Annotated in this window: 16 protein-coding genes; 8 read left to right on the top strand and 8 right to left on the bottom strand. The window is 73.8% G+C overall.

Annotated elements, in window-relative coordinates:
* Positions 1 to 147: 147 nt before the first annotated feature.
* Complete coding sequence (locus tag AB0B83_RS28460; protein WP_357580740.1) at positions 148 to 963, bottom strand: inositol monophosphatase family protein; 816 nt, start codon at positions 961 to 963, stop codon at positions 148 to 150.
* A 288-nt stretch (positions 964 to 1251) separates the two neighbouring features.
* Between AB0B83_RS28460 and AB0B83_RS28455 the strand changes: the two genes are divergently transcribed.
* Together AB0B83_RS28455 and AB0B83_RS28450 are read left to right on the top strand one after the other, a co-directional pair.
* The gene (locus tag AB0B83_RS28455) at positions 1252 to 2862 is read left to right on the top strand and encodes an RNA polymerase sigma factor (RefSeq protein ID WP_357580739.1); all 1611 of its coding nucleotides are present in this window, start codon (positions 1252 to 1254) and stop codon (positions 2860 to 2862) included.
* A 244-nt stretch (positions 2863 to 3106) separates the two neighbouring features.
* Positions 3107 to 3340: a hypothetical protein gene (locus AB0B83_RS28450; RefSeq protein WP_074474066.1), complete on the top strand. Its 234-nt coding sequence runs from the start codon at positions 3107 to 3109 to the stop codon at positions 3338 to 3340.
* A gap of 141 nt (positions 3341 to 3481) precedes the next feature.
* Here AB0B83_RS28450 and AB0B83_RS28445 read toward each other — a convergent pair whose 3' ends face one another.
* The 4 genes from AB0B83_RS28445 to AB0B83_RS28430 form a co-directional block, all read right to left on the bottom strand.
* Entirely contained in the window at positions 3482 to 5212 is a 1731-nt protein-coding gene (locus tag AB0B83_RS28445) for a DEAD/DEAH box helicase (RefSeq protein ID WP_357580738.1), read from the bottom strand.
* Between the two features lie 372 nt (positions 5213 to 5584).
* On the bottom strand, positions 5585 to 6160 hold the full coding sequence (locus AB0B83_RS28440) for a hypothetical protein (protein WP_357580737.1): 576 nt from the start codon (positions 6158 to 6160) through the stop codon (positions 5585 to 5587).
* 89 nt (positions 6161 to 6249) lie between these two features.
* The gene (locus AB0B83_RS28435) at positions 6250 to 6900 is read right to left on the bottom strand and encodes a TRIC cation channel family protein (RefSeq protein ID WP_357580736.1); all 651 of its coding nucleotides are present in this window, start codon (positions 6898 to 6900) and stop codon (positions 6250 to 6252) included.
* A 40-nt stretch (positions 6901 to 6940) separates the two neighbouring features.
* Positions 6941 to 7159: a DUF3039 domain-containing protein gene (locus AB0B83_RS28430; RefSeq protein WP_089001394.1), complete on the bottom strand. Its 219-nt coding sequence runs from the start codon at positions 7157 to 7159 to the stop codon at positions 6941 to 6943.
* A gap of 87 nt (positions 7160 to 7246) precedes the next feature.
* On the opposite strand from AB0B83_RS28430, the gene AB0B83_RS28425 reads away from it, so the two are divergent.
* The gene (locus AB0B83_RS28425; RefSeq protein ID WP_357580735.1) at positions 7247 to 8176 is read left to right on the top strand and encodes a pseudouridine-5'-phosphate glycosidase; all 930 of its coding nucleotides are present in this window, start codon (positions 7247 to 7249) and stop codon (positions 8174 to 8176) included.
* Positions 8173 to 9069 (top strand): PfkB family carbohydrate kinase, encoded by an 897-nt coding sequence (locus tag AB0B83_RS28420; RefSeq protein ID WP_132233019.1) that lies wholly within the window; start codon positions 8173 to 8175, stop codon positions 9067 to 9069. Before AB0B83_RS28425 ends, AB0B83_RS28420 begins: the two co-directional genes overlap by 4 nt.
* A gap of 26 nt (positions 9070 to 9095) precedes the next feature.
* Here AB0B83_RS28420 and AB0B83_RS28415 read toward each other — a convergent pair whose 3' ends face one another.
* Positions 9096 to 9452, bottom strand: coding sequence for a DUF3099 domain-containing protein (locus tag AB0B83_RS28415; protein ID WP_132233017.1), 357 nt, complete (start codon positions 9450 to 9452; stop codon positions 9096 to 9098).
* 106 nt (positions 9453 to 9558) lie between these two features.
* On the opposite strand from AB0B83_RS28415, the gene AB0B83_RS28410 reads away from it, so the two are divergent.
* Positions 9559 to 9846 carry a hypothetical protein gene (locus AB0B83_RS28410; RefSeq protein WP_357580734.1) on the top strand — a complete coding sequence of 96 codons (288 nt, stop codon included), beginning with the start codon at positions 9559 to 9561 and terminating at the stop codon, positions 9844 to 9846.
* A gap of 13 nt (positions 9847 to 9859) precedes the next feature.
* Positions 9860 to 10171 carry a hypothetical protein gene (locus AB0B83_RS28405; RefSeq protein WP_311413457.1) on the top strand — a complete coding sequence of 104 codons (312 nt, stop codon included), beginning with the start codon at positions 9860 to 9862 and terminating at the stop codon, positions 10169 to 10171.
* 9 nt (positions 10172 to 10180) lie between these two features.
* Here AB0B83_RS28405 and AB0B83_RS28400 read toward each other — a convergent pair whose 3' ends face one another.
* On the bottom strand, positions 10181 to 11419 hold the full coding sequence (locus tag AB0B83_RS28400) for a low temperature requirement protein A (protein WP_357580733.1): 1239 nt from the start codon (positions 11417 to 11419) through the stop codon (positions 10181 to 10183).
* Positions 11420 to 11475: 56 nt separating this feature from the next.
* Complete coding sequence (locus AB0B83_RS28395; RefSeq protein ID WP_357580732.1) at positions 11476 to 12057, bottom strand: HhH-GPD-type base excision DNA repair protein; 582 nt, start codon at positions 12055 to 12057, stop codon at positions 11476 to 11478.
* 166 nt (positions 12058 to 12223) lie between these two features.
* Here AB0B83_RS28395 and AB0B83_RS28390 point away from each other — a divergent pair, with 166 nt between their 5' ends.
* The gene (locus AB0B83_RS28390) at positions 12224 to 13708 is read left to right on the top strand and encodes a methyltransferase (RefSeq protein ID WP_357580731.1); all 1485 of its coding nucleotides are present in this window, start codon (positions 12224 to 12226) and stop codon (positions 13706 to 13708) included.
* Positions 13708 to 14130: a D-aminoacyl-tRNA deacylase gene (gene dtd, locus AB0B83_RS28385; RefSeq protein WP_357580730.1), complete on the top strand. Its 423-nt coding sequence runs from the start codon at positions 13708 to 13710 to the stop codon at positions 14128 to 14130. Before AB0B83_RS28390 ends, dtd begins: the two co-directional genes overlap by 1 nt.
* The last annotated feature ends 247 nt before the right edge of the window (positions 14131 to 14377 follow it).

Below are 14377 nucleotides of genomic sequence, written 5' to 3'. Positions count from 1 at the left end.
CAACAAGGTCGTGGTCCAGCTCGGCCGCCCCGACCTGCTGGTGGAGCCCCGGCGCGAGCGCCCCCCCCGGGTTGCCGGCGCCCCCCCCCCCCGCGGCGCCGGGGGGGGTCGGGCCGGGGGCGGCCCCGCCCCCCCCCCCCCGGCCGGTCAGGGACCGCCCGAGGCGTCCAGGTCCGCGAGGCGGTCGTGCAGCGGCTTGAACAGCGCCGCCGGCGCGGCGATCACCAGGTCCGGGCCGGCCGGCAGCCCGCCCAGCCCGGCGACCAGCAGCCCGGCCTCGGTCGCCACCAGGGCACCGGCGGCCTGGTCCCAGGCGGCGAGCCCCTTCTCGTAGTAGGCGTCCACCCGGCCCTCCGCGGCCAGGCAGAGGTCCAGCGCCGCGGCGCCGAACCGGCGGATGTCCCGGATGTGCGGAATCAGCTCGGCGACCACCCGGGCCTGGTGCGCCCGGCGCCCCGGGTCGTAGCCGAATCCCGTGGCGACCAGGGCCTGGCCGAGATCGGTCTCCGTCGAGCAGCGCAGCCGCTCGCCGTCGCGCCAGGCGCCCCCGCCGGCCGTGGCCGTCCACTCCTCGCCGGTGCTGACGTTGCGCACCACCCCGGCGACCACCTCGCCGTCGACCTCGGCGGCGAGCGACACCGCGCAGTGCGGGATCCCGTAGAGGTAGTTGACCGTGCCGTCGATCGGGTCCACGATCCAGCGGACGCCGCCGGGGGCGACCGGGCCGGTCTCCCCCGCCCCGTACTCCTCGCCGAGGACGGCGTCGCCCGGCCGCAGCCGGCGCAGCGCGTCGATCACCTGCCGCTCGACGGCCCGGTCGGCGGCCGTCACCACGTCGGTGACCGTGCTCTTGGTGGCCGCCACCGACACGCCCTCGACCCGCATCCGGTACGCGGTGGCGGCCGCGTCCCGGGCCACCTCGACCGCGATGTCCAGCAGTTCCGCCGGCGTCGAGCGATCCATCGTTCGTCCCCTTCCCGCACGGCCGGGGTGTTCCGGGTCACGCGCTGTACCATCCTTACAAAGTCCACATCTACGTCGAATCGGCGGTCCCCGCCGCCGGTCCGCCGTGCGGCGCGGGATGATCGCCGCAGACGGCGTTACAATTCACCCCTGCCCACGCTGCGACGGACCGCCAACGACCGGCCGGCCCGGGACACGGGGGTTCCTCAACCACATCGCCCGGCAAGGTGCCCCGCTCTGCGTCGGACGACCCGGCCGTGCTCGCTCTTCGCCTCCGGAAGGTCATTCGTGACAGAACCCCGCCAGACCGGCGCCGACGTTCGCTCGCTCACCGACACTCTGATCGCCCACGCGCAGAGCGCCGGCGGCCAGCTCACGTCGGCTCAGCTCGCGCGCACCGTCGAGTCCGCCGAGGTGACTCCGGCCCAGGCCAAGAAGATCCTGCGGGCGCTCTCCGAGGCGGGAGTGACCGTGGTGGTCGACGGCTCGGCGAGCACCCGCCGCCGCGTCGCCGCCGCCCGATCGGCCACCCCCGCGTCCCGGGCCACCACCGCCAAGACCACCAAGAAGGCCGTCGCGCCCGCCCCGAAGCAGGCGCCCGCCGCGGACGAGGCCCCGGCGCCCGCCCCGCGCAAGGCCGCCCCGCGCAAGGCCACCGGCACCACCGCCGACGTGGCCGCCAAGGCCGCCGCGCCCGCGAAGGCGACCAAGTCGACCCGGGCCACCAAGGCGACGGTCGCGGCGGCCGGCGCCAAGCCGGCCAAGGCCGGCGGCAAGGCCAAGGGCGAGGGCGCCGAGGGCGACATCGACCCGGAGGAGTTGGCCGCCGCGATCGAGGACGTGGTCGTCGAGGAGCCGGCGGAGCTGACCCGCGCCGCCGAGACCGACGCCGCCAACTCGGCCAGCGACAACGACTTCGAGTGGGACGACGAGGAGTCCGAGGCGCTCAAGCAGGCGCGTCGCGACGCGGAGCTGACCGCCTCCGCCGACTCGGTCCGGGCCTACCTCAAGCAGATCGGCAAGGTCCCGCTGCTCAACGCCGAGCAGGAGGTGGAGCTGGCCAAGCGGATCGAGGCCGGGCTCTACGCCGCGGAGCGGCTGCGCGCGGCCGACGAGGGCGAGGAGAAGCTCACCCGCGAGATGCAGCGTGACCTGGGCTGGATCTCGCGCGACGGCGAGCGCGCCAAGAACCACCTGCTGGAGGCCAACCTCCGGCTGGTCGTCTCGCTGGCCAAGCGCTACACCGGTCGCGGCATGGCCTTCCTCGACCTGATCCAGGAGGGCAACCTCGGCCTGATCCGCGCGGTCGAGAAGTTCGACTACACCAAGGGCTACAAGTTCTCCACGTACGCCACCTGGTGGATCCGGCAGGCGATCACCCGGGCCATGGCCGACCAGGCCCGCACCATCCGCATCCCGGTGCACATGGTCGAGGTCATCAACAAGCTCGGCCGCATCCAGCGCGAGCTGCTCCAGGACCTGGGCCGCGAGCCCACCCCGGAGGAGCTCGCCAAGGAGATGGACATCACACCGGAGAAGGTGCTGGAGATCCAGCAGTACGCCCGGGAGCCCATCTCGCTGGACCAGACCATCGGCGACGAGGGCGACAGCCAGCTCGGTGACTTCATCGAGGACTCCGAAGCCGTGGTCGCGGTCGACGCGGTCTCGTTCTCGCTCCTGCAGGATCAGCTCCAGCAGGTGCTGCAGACGTTGTCCGAGCGTGAGGCGGGGGTGGTACGCCTGCGCTTCGGGCTGACCGACGGCCAGCCGCGCACGCTGGACGAGATCGGCCAGGTCTACGGGGTGACCCGGGAACGCATCCGGCAGATCGAGTCCAAGACGATGTCCAAGTTGCGCCACCCGTCGCGTTCGCAGGTGCTCCGGGACTACCTGGACTGATCGCGATCGTCAACCGAACGTGTCGTTTTGACCACCTGGCGTGCAACGTCGGAAGGTGATCGTTCGGTTGCACGATTGTGATCGTTGACGTGGCACCCTTGGTGCACGGCACACTGTCCCTGCCATGTGTGACCTCGGTCCCCCGCGGGCACACAGGGAAGGCAGCGCCGGGACAGGGTGTTGCACGATAGGTGAGCAAAGACCGAAGAGAGTGTTCATCGGTGACGACCAGAGGAGGAAGGCGATGACCCCGACCCTCACGCCGCCGCCCGAGACGGTGGCTCCCCCAGCCGCCGATGAACGGTGCGACCGCTGCAATGCTGCCGGCAAGCTCCGGATCACTCTGGCGGGTGGGAGCGAGCTGGTGTTCTGTGGGCACCACGCGAACAAGTACGCGGAGGATCTCGTGAAGATCACCGTGCGGTTCGCGACGGACCCGGAGTTCAGCTGGCGTGGCGCCGATCTGATGGCGAACTGAGATCCGCAGACCCACGACATAGCCGGCCGGAGGCCCCCTGAGGGGGCCTCCGGCCGGCTTTTTGCGTCTCCCCGCCCCGACACGCCCGAGCCGCCCGGCACGCCCGATCCCGGGCACCGGTGGCGGGCCGGTCGACAGCCGTCAGAGGGTCTGGACGGTGGCGATGCGTTCCTCGAGCTGCTCGATGGTGGCCTGGGCGCTCGGCGGGCCGCCGCAGAGGCGGCGCAGCTCCGCGTGGATCTTCCCGTGCGGCTGCCCCGTGCGGTGGTGCCGGGCGGCCACGAGGGCGTTCAGTTGGCGGCGTAGGGCGACCCGACGCTGGGCGGCACTCATTGGTGCCGGCGGCGCCGTGGGCGCCGCAGCGGCCGCCTCAGCCGGCCTGGCGGCCCGGCGGCGCTGGGCCGCGAGCTGTTCCTGCTGCCGCTTGGTCAGCAGCAGGGCCACCTGGTCGGCGGTGAGCAGCCCGGGCAGGCCCAGGTACTCCTCCTCCTCGGGGGTGCCGGCCTGGGCGGCGGTGCCGAACGAGGCGCCGTCGAAGATCACCTGGTCCAGCTCGGCCGTGGCGGAGAGCGCGGCGAAGCGCTTCTCCAGCTCGCCGCTGGCCTGGTCGTCGCGCTGGGCACGCTCCAGCAGGTCGTCGTCGAAGCCCTCGCGATCCTTGGGCTTGCCGAGCACGTGGTCCCGCTCGACCTCCATCTCGCTGGCCAGCCCGAGCAGGTGCGGCACGCTGGGCAGGAAGACCGAGGCGGTCTCGCCGGGGCGGCGGGCGCGGACGAACCGGCCGATCGCCTGCGCGAAGTAGAGCGGGGTGCTGGCGCTGGTCGCGTACACGCCGACCGCCAGCCGGGGGATGTCGACGCCCTCGGAGACCATCCGGACCGCCACCAGCCAGCGCTGCTCGGACGCCGCGAACGCCGCGATCCGCGCCGAGGCGCCCACGTCGTCGGAGAGCACCACCGCCGCGCGCTCGCCGGTCACCTGCGCGATGAGCTTCGCGTACGAGCGGGCGGTCTGCTGGTCGCTGGCGATGATTAGCCCGCCGGCGTCGGGCATCCCCGCGTTGCGCAGCACGGTCAGCCGGGCGTCGGCGGCCCGCAGCACCTGCGGCATCCAGTCGCCGGCCGGGTCGAGCGCGGTGCGCCACGCCTGCGCGACGAGGTCCTGGGTCATCGGCTCGCCGAGCCGCGCCGCCAGCTCCTCCCCGGCGTTGGTGCGCCACCGCGTCTCCCCCGAGTACGCCAGGAAGAGCACCGGCCGGACGACGCCGTCGCGCAGCGCGTCGGCGTAGCCGTAGACCGAGTCGGCGCGGGAGCGCAGCAGCCCGTCGCCGCCCCGCTCGTACTCGACGAACGGGATCGGATTGTCGTCGGAGCGGAACGGGGTCCCGGTGAGCATCAACCGGCGCTCGGCGCCCTCGAAGGCCGCCTTCACCCCGTCGCCCCAGGAGCGGCTGTCCCCCGCGTGGTGGATCTCGTCGAGGACGACCAGGGTGCGCCGGGTGAGGGTGCGCCGCTTGTGCACGTGCGGCGCCATGCCCACCTGCGCGTACGTCACGACGGCGCCGTGGAAGTCGGCGGAGGAGTGCAGGTCGGCGTTGCGGAAGGCGGCGTCGAGCTGGATGCCGACCCGGGCCGCCGCCTGCGCCCACTGGGTCTTCAGGTGCTCGGTGGGTGCCACCACGGTCACCGCGTCGACGGTGCCGTCGGCGAGCAGCTCGGCGGCGATCCGCAGGGCGAAGGTGGTCTTTCCGGCGCCGGGGGTGGCGACCGCCGTGAAGTCGGGGTCCCGCCGACGCAGGTACTCCACGAGTGCCTTGCGCTGCCATGCGCGCAGTGCCGGAAACGTCTCGATCGCCGGCAACCGGGCCGCCACGGGAAGCTCCTCTCCGACCGCCTGACGGCGGACCCCGGGCGAGGGCCACGGGTACCGCCGCCCATGAAAACGCCTCCGCGCAGTGGGTGCCGCGAAGGCCGACCCAGCATAACCAGCACCGCCCCGCCGGGCCCACGCGACATACGGGCCACGCCGGTCCCACCGCCTCCGCCCCGGGCCACGAGCGGCCCGGCGCCGACGCCACCCTTCGGGCACCCCGGACACGCGACCGCCGCCCGGCAGGCCCGACCGGCAGACCCGGACGGCAGGCCCGACCGGCAGAGGCGACTCCACAGGTGCAGGAACAAGTGAGCGGCCCGCGACACTACGGGCTCAAGGCTGGCACCACGGGGGAGGCATCCCGGTCATGAGTCAGGGGAGAACGCTATTCGGCTCCACCTTTGGCCGCCGCTGCGTAATCCATGACGATATGGTGGAATAGTCGACTTCGTGCAGGCTTTCGCCAACGAGGCCCAGGTCTCGCCGTGCCGCCTCGTAGAAGTTGGACCGGGCAGGACCAGACAGTTCGAGCGCCTGCGCGAACCTGGCCACATCGTACGAATCCTCGGAGACGATACCCACCAGACTCCAGATCGTCCGGTGCCACTGCCGCGCCGCCTCCACGGCCTGTGGGGTGCCGACCAACAGCACCGTCTCCCACTTGGCCGCACGTGCGGCATCCGCTGCCTGCAGTCGCACGAGATCGTCGGGAGACGCCGAGGAATCCGTGCCACGGTGCCGGCGCGCGTCCACTTCCAGGGTCAACTGAAAGAGCTCTTTCACTGCGCCTGCGTAGTTCGCGTAGGCCGCCGCCCTCATGTCGCCCCACCGGGCCTGGTGCTCCCGACGCCACCTGGATCGCTCGGCCGACGTCGAAACGAGATAGGACCCCAGAGCGCCTATCAGCACGCCCGCAAGGGTTGGCAACTGCTGGAGAAGTGCAGACAAGACGATCTCCGCTCTCTTGGCGGACCGACCTGGCACTCATCTTCCCACCACAGCGCAACCGGGTCGTGGATTGCGGAACGGGGCTGCCGTCACTCCCGCCGGCCGCGCATGCCCGTCCCGGGCGGCCGCGTGGTCGGCACCGGCGCCGACCAGCGCCGCCGCAGCGCCACCAGGCGCAGCAGGAAGACCGCGGCGGCCGCGGCGGTCAGCCAGGCGGCGTTGGCGTGCCCGAGAGCGTCCAGCAACACCACGAGGATCGAGCCGGCGAGCGCGGCGACGGCGTAGATCTCCCGCCGCAGCACCACCGGGATCTCGGCGGTGAGAAGGTCCCGCCCGAGACCGCCGCCGATCGCGGTGAGCATGCCGATCACGCAGGCCCCCACCGCCGGCACCTGGGCGTCGAGGGCCTTGACCGTGCCGGTGACCGTGAACAGCGCCAGCCCGGCCGCGTCCAGCACCAGCACGGTGGTGCGCAGCCGGGCGAACTGGGGGTGCAGCCAGAAGACGGCGGCGGCGGTGACGGCGGCCGTGGCGGCGTACCGCCAGTCGCCGAACGCCAGCGGCGGCGCCTCGTCGATCGCCAGGTCCCGGAAGATCCCGCCACCGAGCGCGGCCACGAAGCCGACGAAGACGACGCCGAAGAGGTCGAGCCGTTTGGCCACCGCCGCGGAGGCCCCGGAGGCGGCGAAGACCGCCACCCCGGTGAGGTCGGCGAGGAGCAGGGCGGTGGAGGTGGTCACCGGCGAAGGTTACGTGCGCGACCGGGAGGGTCGCCCACGCTCACTCGCCCCAGGAGTCGTAGATCTCCTTGCACTTCGGGCAGACCGGCGAGCCGGGCTTGGCGGCCTTGGTGACCGGGAATGTCTCCCCGCACAGCGCGACGACGAAAGTGCCCATGACGGCACTCTCGGCGATCTTCTCCTTGCGCACGTAGTGGAACATCTCGGGACCGGTGTCGGCGTCCTTCAGCTCCGGACGCTCGAGAACCTCTGTGCTCACTTCTGCACCTCCGACCGTCAAGTCTGGCAGGTCACCCCCGCTCCGGTCCACTTCAGGTCGCCCGGACGGGGGCCGTACGGTGGTGACGTGACCGACTTTCACATCCGCTACGGCAGCGAGGTTGCCGACGCCCTGCGCGACGGGCGTCCCGTCGTCGCCCTGGAGAGCACCATCGTCTCGCACGGCCTGCCCCGGCCGGACAACCTGCGGGTGGCCCGCGAGATCGAGCAGGCCGTCCGGGACGCGGGTGCGGTCCCGGCGACCATCGGCATGGTCGGCGGGCGGCTGGTGGTGGGCCTGGACGACGCGGAGCTGACCCGGCTCGCCACCGTCGACGGGGTCGCCAAGCTCTCCGTACGCGATCTCGCCGTCGCCGCCGCGACCGGCGCGGACGGCGCCACGACCGTGGCCGCGACCAGCGCGGTGGCCGACGCCGCCGGGATCGGCGTGTTCGCCACCGGTGGCCTCGGCGGGGTGCACCGGGAGGCGGCGCAGACCTTCGACGAGTCCGCCGACCTGGTCACCCTGGCCCGTACGCCGATCGCGGTGGTCTGCGCCGGGGTGAAGTCGATCCTCGACGTGGGCGCGACCCTGGAGCGGCTGGAGACCCTCGGCGTCGGCGTGGTCGGCTTCCGGACCCGGCGCTTCCCCGGTTTCTTCATCACCGACGGCGGCTTCGACCTGGACTGGTCGCTGGACTCCCCGGAGCAGGTCGCGGACGTGCTGGTGGCCCGCGAGCAGCACGGCGCACACCACGGCGGCCTGATCGTGGCCAACCCGCTGCCGACCGACGAGCAGCTCGACCCGGCGCTGCACGACCGCACCCTCGCCGACGGGCTGGCCCTGCTGGAGCGCGACGGGGTGACCGGCAAGGCCGTGACGCCCTACCTGCTCGCGCACTTCCACTCGGCGACCGAGGGGGCGAGCCTGGCGGTGAACGTCCGGATCATCCTGCGCAACGCCGACCTCGCGGCCCGGATCGCCGTCGCCGCGGCCGCCCGCCGCGCCGGGGCATGACCGCAGGCCGCGTCCTCGTCGTCGGTGACCTGATCACCGACGTGGTGGCGGTGCTGGCGGGGCCGGTGGCCACCGGATCGGACACGCCGGCGGCGATCCGGTTCAGCGGCGGCGGGCAGGCCGCCAACACCGCGGCCTGGCTCGCCGCGCAGGGCGTACCTGTCACGCTGGTCGGTGCCGTCGGCGACGACGACGCGGGGCGGGACCGGGTGGCCGAGTTGGAGCGGGCGGGGGTCGACTGCGCGACGCGGGTGTGCCCCGACCGCGCCACCGGGACGGTCATCGTGCTGGCCACGGCCGGGGAGCGGTCGATGATCACCGAGCGGGGCGCGAACCTGCGGCTGACCCCGGGGGACGTCGACGCGGCCCTGACGGCGACGCCGGACGCGCGGCACCTGCACCTGTCCGGGTACACGCTGCTGGACGCCGAGTCCCGACCGGCGGGGCTGCGGGCGTTGGCCGCCGCCCGCGAGCGCGGGCTCACCACCAGTGTCGACGCGGCCTCCGCGGCCCCGCTGCGGCGGGTCGGCGCCGCGGCCTTCCTGTCCTGGGTACGCGGGGTCGACCTGCTCCTGGTCAACGCCGACGAGGCGACCGTGCTGGCCGGCGGGCTGGACCCGGCGGCGCAGGGGCGGGCGCTGTCGGCCTCCGCCCGGCGGATCGTCGTCAAGCAGGGCGAGGCCGGGGCGGTCTGGGTGGACCGGGACGCCTCGGTGGCCGTGGCGCCGGCCCGCCGGGTGTCGGTGGTCGACGTCACGGGGGCCGGGGACGCGTTCGCGGCCGGGCTCCTGGCCGCCTGGCTCGACGGCGCGCAGCCGGCGGTGGCGCTGGGCCGCGCCGGCGACCTCGGCGCCCTCGCGGTCTCCCAGATCGGCGCCCGCCCCTCCCCCTGACCTGTGGGCCGAAAGGGCGGGTGGGATCAGGGCTCGGCGTCGATGATCTTGTGCGGGCGTTCCTCGGCGGTGAGGCTCATCGGCGGAGTCTCGTCCCGGTGCCGCGGCTGGAAGCGGTTGGCCAGCCGGTGCTCCTCCTTGGGCGGGCGGTCGTTGGCCAGCAGCACGGCCAGCCACGGAATGAGCACCATGCCCAGGGCCACCATCGGCAGCCAGAGCCAGAGCAGCGGGGCCTGCACGCCGACCAGGACGGCACCGACGATCACGCAGGCCACCCGGATGCCCATCATCAGCACGTAACGCTTCTGACGGCTGGTGAGCTGGTCGTCCTGGCTGCGCGAGGCGTCGGTGATCAGGATCGGCTGGTACGCCTGACGCTTCACCACGGGCCTCCTCGAGGGGGTTACGCCCCATCCTGTCACCTGCGGCGCGTGATCAGCGAAAATCGCTCGACCCGGCCCCGTGTTACCTGCGTGGTACGCTCGCGCCGTGGGCAGCAGGTTCAGCTTCACCGACGAGGCGTTGGCCAACCTGAGGGTCTACGACGTCACGCCCGCGGAAGTCTGGGAGGCGCTGCACAGCACCCGCCGGGTCATCCGACATCTCGGCGACGACGTGATGGTCGTCTACGCCGCCGCCCGCCGGGGGCGCCGGCTGGCCGTGCTGCTCGCCGAGGCCGACGGCACCGACAACGACTGGGACATCCTCTCCGCCCGCGAGCTGAGCGACGTCGAGGCGAAACGCTACGACGAGGCCGTGCGGAGATCTCGCCGATGAGGAGGCGGTGACGATGAACCGTAACGACGCGACCAAGCAGTTCCACAGCGGCGGTGACCGGCTCGCGGAGCTGATCGACGGGAGCCAGCAGGTGGAGCTTCCCACCCCCGACACCGACACCCCCATGGTCAGCCGCTCGGTGCGCCTGCCGCTGGAGACGTACGAGCGGGTCCGCGCCGCCGCCGACGCGCGCGGCATCGGGGTCACCACGCTCATGCGGCAGTGGATCGAGGCCGGCCTGGCCGACCTGGACGACTCGGCCACGGTCTCCCTCGCCGACGTCCGGCGGGCGCTGGCCGCCCTCTCCCGGCCGACCGCCGCCTGACCCGCCCCCTCACGGCGCGGGGAACTCGCCCCCACCGGTCCCGCCGTGCCCGAGCGGCGACGCGGCCGGCTCGGGCGGGCGGCCCCTGCTGCGCCGCGCGTCGGCGGACGCCACCCCCGCCAGCACCCCGGCGACCAGCGCCAGGGCCACCATCGGCGGCACCAGGGTGAGCGCCGGGCCCAGCAGGAGCAACACCAGCAGGCCCGCCACCCGCGACCGGGACACCCGGCCGAAGATCTCGTACTCGAAGCGGGCCCGGGCCGCCAGGAAGATCGCCGGGCCGCCGACGACGAAGACCAGCCAGGTCGGGTCGGTCCGGCCGTGCGGGTGCGCGATCACCAGTTCGTAGCCGACGGCGGTGCTCAGCACGCCGACCACGATGACCAGGTGGGTGCTGCTGGCGGAGGTGCCCAGCCGCCCGGGCGACCGGGCCACCCGCAGCGCCTCGGCGAGCAGGTGACCCGCCCGGTGGAAGTAGATCCGCCAGAGCAGCGCCGTGGTGACGAAGGCGGTCGCGAAGGCGCCGGCCCGGTCGGCGGTGAACTCCGCGCCGCTGTACGTCAGCCCGATGACCAGGATGGTCTCACCCAGCGAGATGAGGAAGATCTGCTGGTACCGGTCGGCCAGGTGCTCACCGGCGATCAGCCAGCCGGCGGTGCGCGCCGGGCCCAGCCGGGGCAGCGGCCAGCCGAGCAGCAGGCCGGCGAAGTCGACGGCCACGGCGAGCGCCCAGAGCGGCAGGCGCAGCTCCTCCGGCCCGACCGCGCCGGTCAGCCACGGCACGGCCCCCGCGACGGCCCAGGCGAAGAGCCGCAGCGGGACCGTGCGGCGCGGATGGTGGCGCAGGGCCGTGGCGATGATCAGAGGCCGGACGAGCATCACCGCCAGGTACGCCAACACGAACGAGGCAGCCCGGTCCTCGAACGCCCGGGGCAGCGCCACGGCCATCACCATGGCGCAGAACATCGTCCCGACCACGACGAACTGGATCACCGGCTGCTCCGGCTCGTACCGGCTGGTGACCCAGGTGGTGATCGACCAGAGCAGCCACAGGGCCAGGAAGAGCACGCCCGTGCGCCCGATCTCGGCCAGCAGCGTCCCGACGGAGCCTCCGGTGCCCTCGACCAGGCGCAGCGAGACCCGGGTCAGCGCGAAGACGAAGACCAGGTCGAAGAAGAGCTCCAGGAAGGTGGCCCGGGGCGAGCTGCCCTCCGGCCGCAGCAACCGCCCGCCGCGTTCGTCCGTCATCGGCTGCCCGTCGTCGCCATCCTGGCTACAACGACCGCCACGACGGCGCGGTTGCGTCAGCCCCCGGTGGACTTCGCCTTCGCCGCCGCCTTCATCTGCTGCTTGTACTCGCGCACCCGGCGCAGCGAGTCCGCGTCGGTGACGTCGGCCACCGACCGGTGGGCGTCCGGGTCGCCGTAGTCGCCGGCCGCCTCCCGCCAGTCCCTTGGCGTGACCCCGAACCGCTTGCCGAGCAGCGCGACGAAGATCTGCGCCTTCTGCCTGCCGAAGCCGGGCAGCTCACCGACCCGGCGCAGCAGCTCCCGGCCGTCGGCCACGTCCGACCAGAGCCCGGCGGCGTCGCCGTCGTACCGGTCGACGAGGGCCCGGCACACCTCCTGCACCCGGGCCGCCATCGCCTTCGGGAACCGGTGCAGCGCCGGCGGCCGGGCGAACAGGGCGACCAACGCCTCCGGATCGTGGTCGGCCAGCTCCCGGGCGTCCAGGTCGCGCCCGAGGCGCTGCGCCAGCACGTACGGCGAGGAGAACGCCTTCTCCATCGGCACCTGCTGGTCGAGGACCATCCCCAGCAACAGGGCCAGCGGATCCCGGTTGACGAGTTCGTTGGCCTCGGGGTCGATGGGCAGTGCGAGCGTCATGGCGCCATCCTGCCCTGACCGGCGAGCGGCGGAGGTGCGTAGGCCGCAGTTGGCGACGCACGTGTCGGCAGGCGCGTGCCGGCAACGCCGCGCAGGTGACCCGGCTGCGTGCGCTGATCCGCCGGGTGGCCGGACCCCGCCGCCGGGCACCAGGCAGGATGGCGACGTGGACGGACACGACATGTTGCTCTCCCCCGCCGGCGTCGAGGCGCTACGGACCGCGCTGACGCGGGCCGGGTTCACCTCGAACGGCATCGCCACCCGGCTCGGTCCGCAGGCCACCGGCGGGGTGGCCCGCAACGACTTCCGGGCCGCGCTGCGCGCCACAGAGGACCGCGACCCGCTCGGCACCCTGATCCGGGTGTTCGTCTGCGAGCAGACCGAGCCGGAAGATGCCGTGGCCGCCGCGCTGGCGCCGCTGTCGCTGGCCGAGGCGCTCGCCGGGGGCCTGGTCGAGCGCCATGGCGACGGGCTGCGGATGGGCGTGGACCTGGAGCCGTACGGGGACGAGTGGTGGGTGCTCGCCGACGTGCCCGCCAGTGCCCGGCCCGGCCGCCCGCTGCACGCCGAGCACGTGCTCGGCATCGGCGGGGCGACGCAGACGCTGATCGGCGCGACCGTCCGCCGGCCCGTCGAGGCCGCGCTGGACCTGGGCACCGGGTCCGGCGTGCAGGCCCTGCACCTGGCCAGCCACGCACGGCGGGTCACCGCCACCGACCTGTCGGCGCGGGCGCTGCGCTTCGCCGCCACCACCGCCGCGCTCAACGGCCAGGACTGGGAACTCCTCCGCGGTGACATGGTCGCCCCCGTCGCCGGGCGGCGCTTCGATCTGGTGGTGAGCAACCCGCCGTTCGTGGTGGGCCCCGGCACCACCACGCACGTCTACCGCGACTCGGGGCGGGTCGGCGACGCGATCGGCGCGGAACTGGCCGCCGCCGCGCCGGGCCTGCTCACCGAGGGCGGCACCATGCAGTACCTGGCCAACTGGGTGCACGTCGCCGGGGAGGACTGGGGCGAGCGGGTGACCGGCTGGTTCGCCGGCACGGGGCTGGACGCCTGGGTCATCCAGCGTGAGGTGGCCGACCCGATGGCGTACGTCAACCTGTGGCTCACCGACGTCGGCGAGGCGGCCGACCCGCGCCGGATGGCGGACTGGCTGGACTGGTTCGACGCGCACAAGGTGGAGGCGGTCGGCTTCGGCATCGTCTCGCTGCGCCGCTCGGGCAATGACGACCCGATCGTGCGGGTGGAGGACCTGCGCCAGCGGGTGGAGGCGCCGCTCGGCGACCGGGTCGGCACGTGGTTCGACCGCCAGGACTGGCTGCGCGCCCGCGACACCGACGGGCTGCTCGCCGCCCGCTTCCGGGCCGCCGAGGGCCTCCAGCTGCGGCAGGAGGCCACCATGGGCGACGAGGGCTGGGCGGTGGACCGGCAGGTGCTGGCCATGCCGCACGGCCTGCGCTGGACCGAGGAGATCGACCCGCTCGTCCTGGCCCTGGTCGGCGGGGCCGACGGGCGGCTGGCGCTGCGCGACCAGCTCGCCCTGCTCGCCGCCGCGCACGACGTCACACCCGGGGAGCTGGCCGAGGCGGCCGGGCCGATCGTCGCGCACCTCGTCGAGCGCGGCTTCATCGAGCCGGTCGCCGACTGATGCGGGCCGTGGTGCAGACCGTCGGCCGGGCCGCCGTGACGGTCGACGGCGAGGTGGTCGGCGCGATCGACGACGGGCTGCTGGTGCTGCTCGGGGTGACCCACACCGACACGCTGGAGACCGCCCGGACCATGGCCCGCAAGGTGCACGAGCTGCGGATCCTCGACGAGGAACGGTCCGCGGCGGACACCGGCGCGCCGGTCCTGGTGGTCAGCCAGTTCACCCTCTACGGCGACGCCCGCAAGGGCCGCCGTCCGAGCTGGACCGCGGCGGCCCCGGCCGAGGTCGCGGAGCCCCTGGTGACGGAGGTCGTGGCGGCGCTGCGCACCCGGGGCGCGAAGGTGGAGACCGGCCGCTTCCGCGCCCACATGCTGGTCGAGAGCGTCAACGTCGGCCCCCGCACGGTGCTGCTCGACATCTGACCGGCCGGGCCGGCGACCGGCGCCGGATCCCGGTGGCGGAGTCCCGTCGTGGCGCAACACCGCCGCCGTCAACTGTTCACGGGGGTCGGCTGACGACGGTAGAACCATCGCATGTCATCCCCCTCACAGCCCTTCACCTGGGGTCGCACGAGACGGCGGCTCACCGCCGCCGCGGCGGCGGCGACCGGAATGGTCGCGGCGGGCCTCGCCGCGAACCAGGCCCCGCCGCCCGCGGCCCGCCCCGCGC

Origin of the sequence: Micromonospora sp. NPDC049060, assembly GCF_040649055.1 — a bacterium.
In the GTDB taxonomy this organism is placed as follows: domain Bacteria; phylum Actinomycetota; class Actinomycetes; order Mycobacteriales; family Micromonosporaceae; genus Micromonospora; species Micromonospora reichwaldensis.
This window is presented reverse-complemented; position numbering and strand designations above follow the sequence as displayed.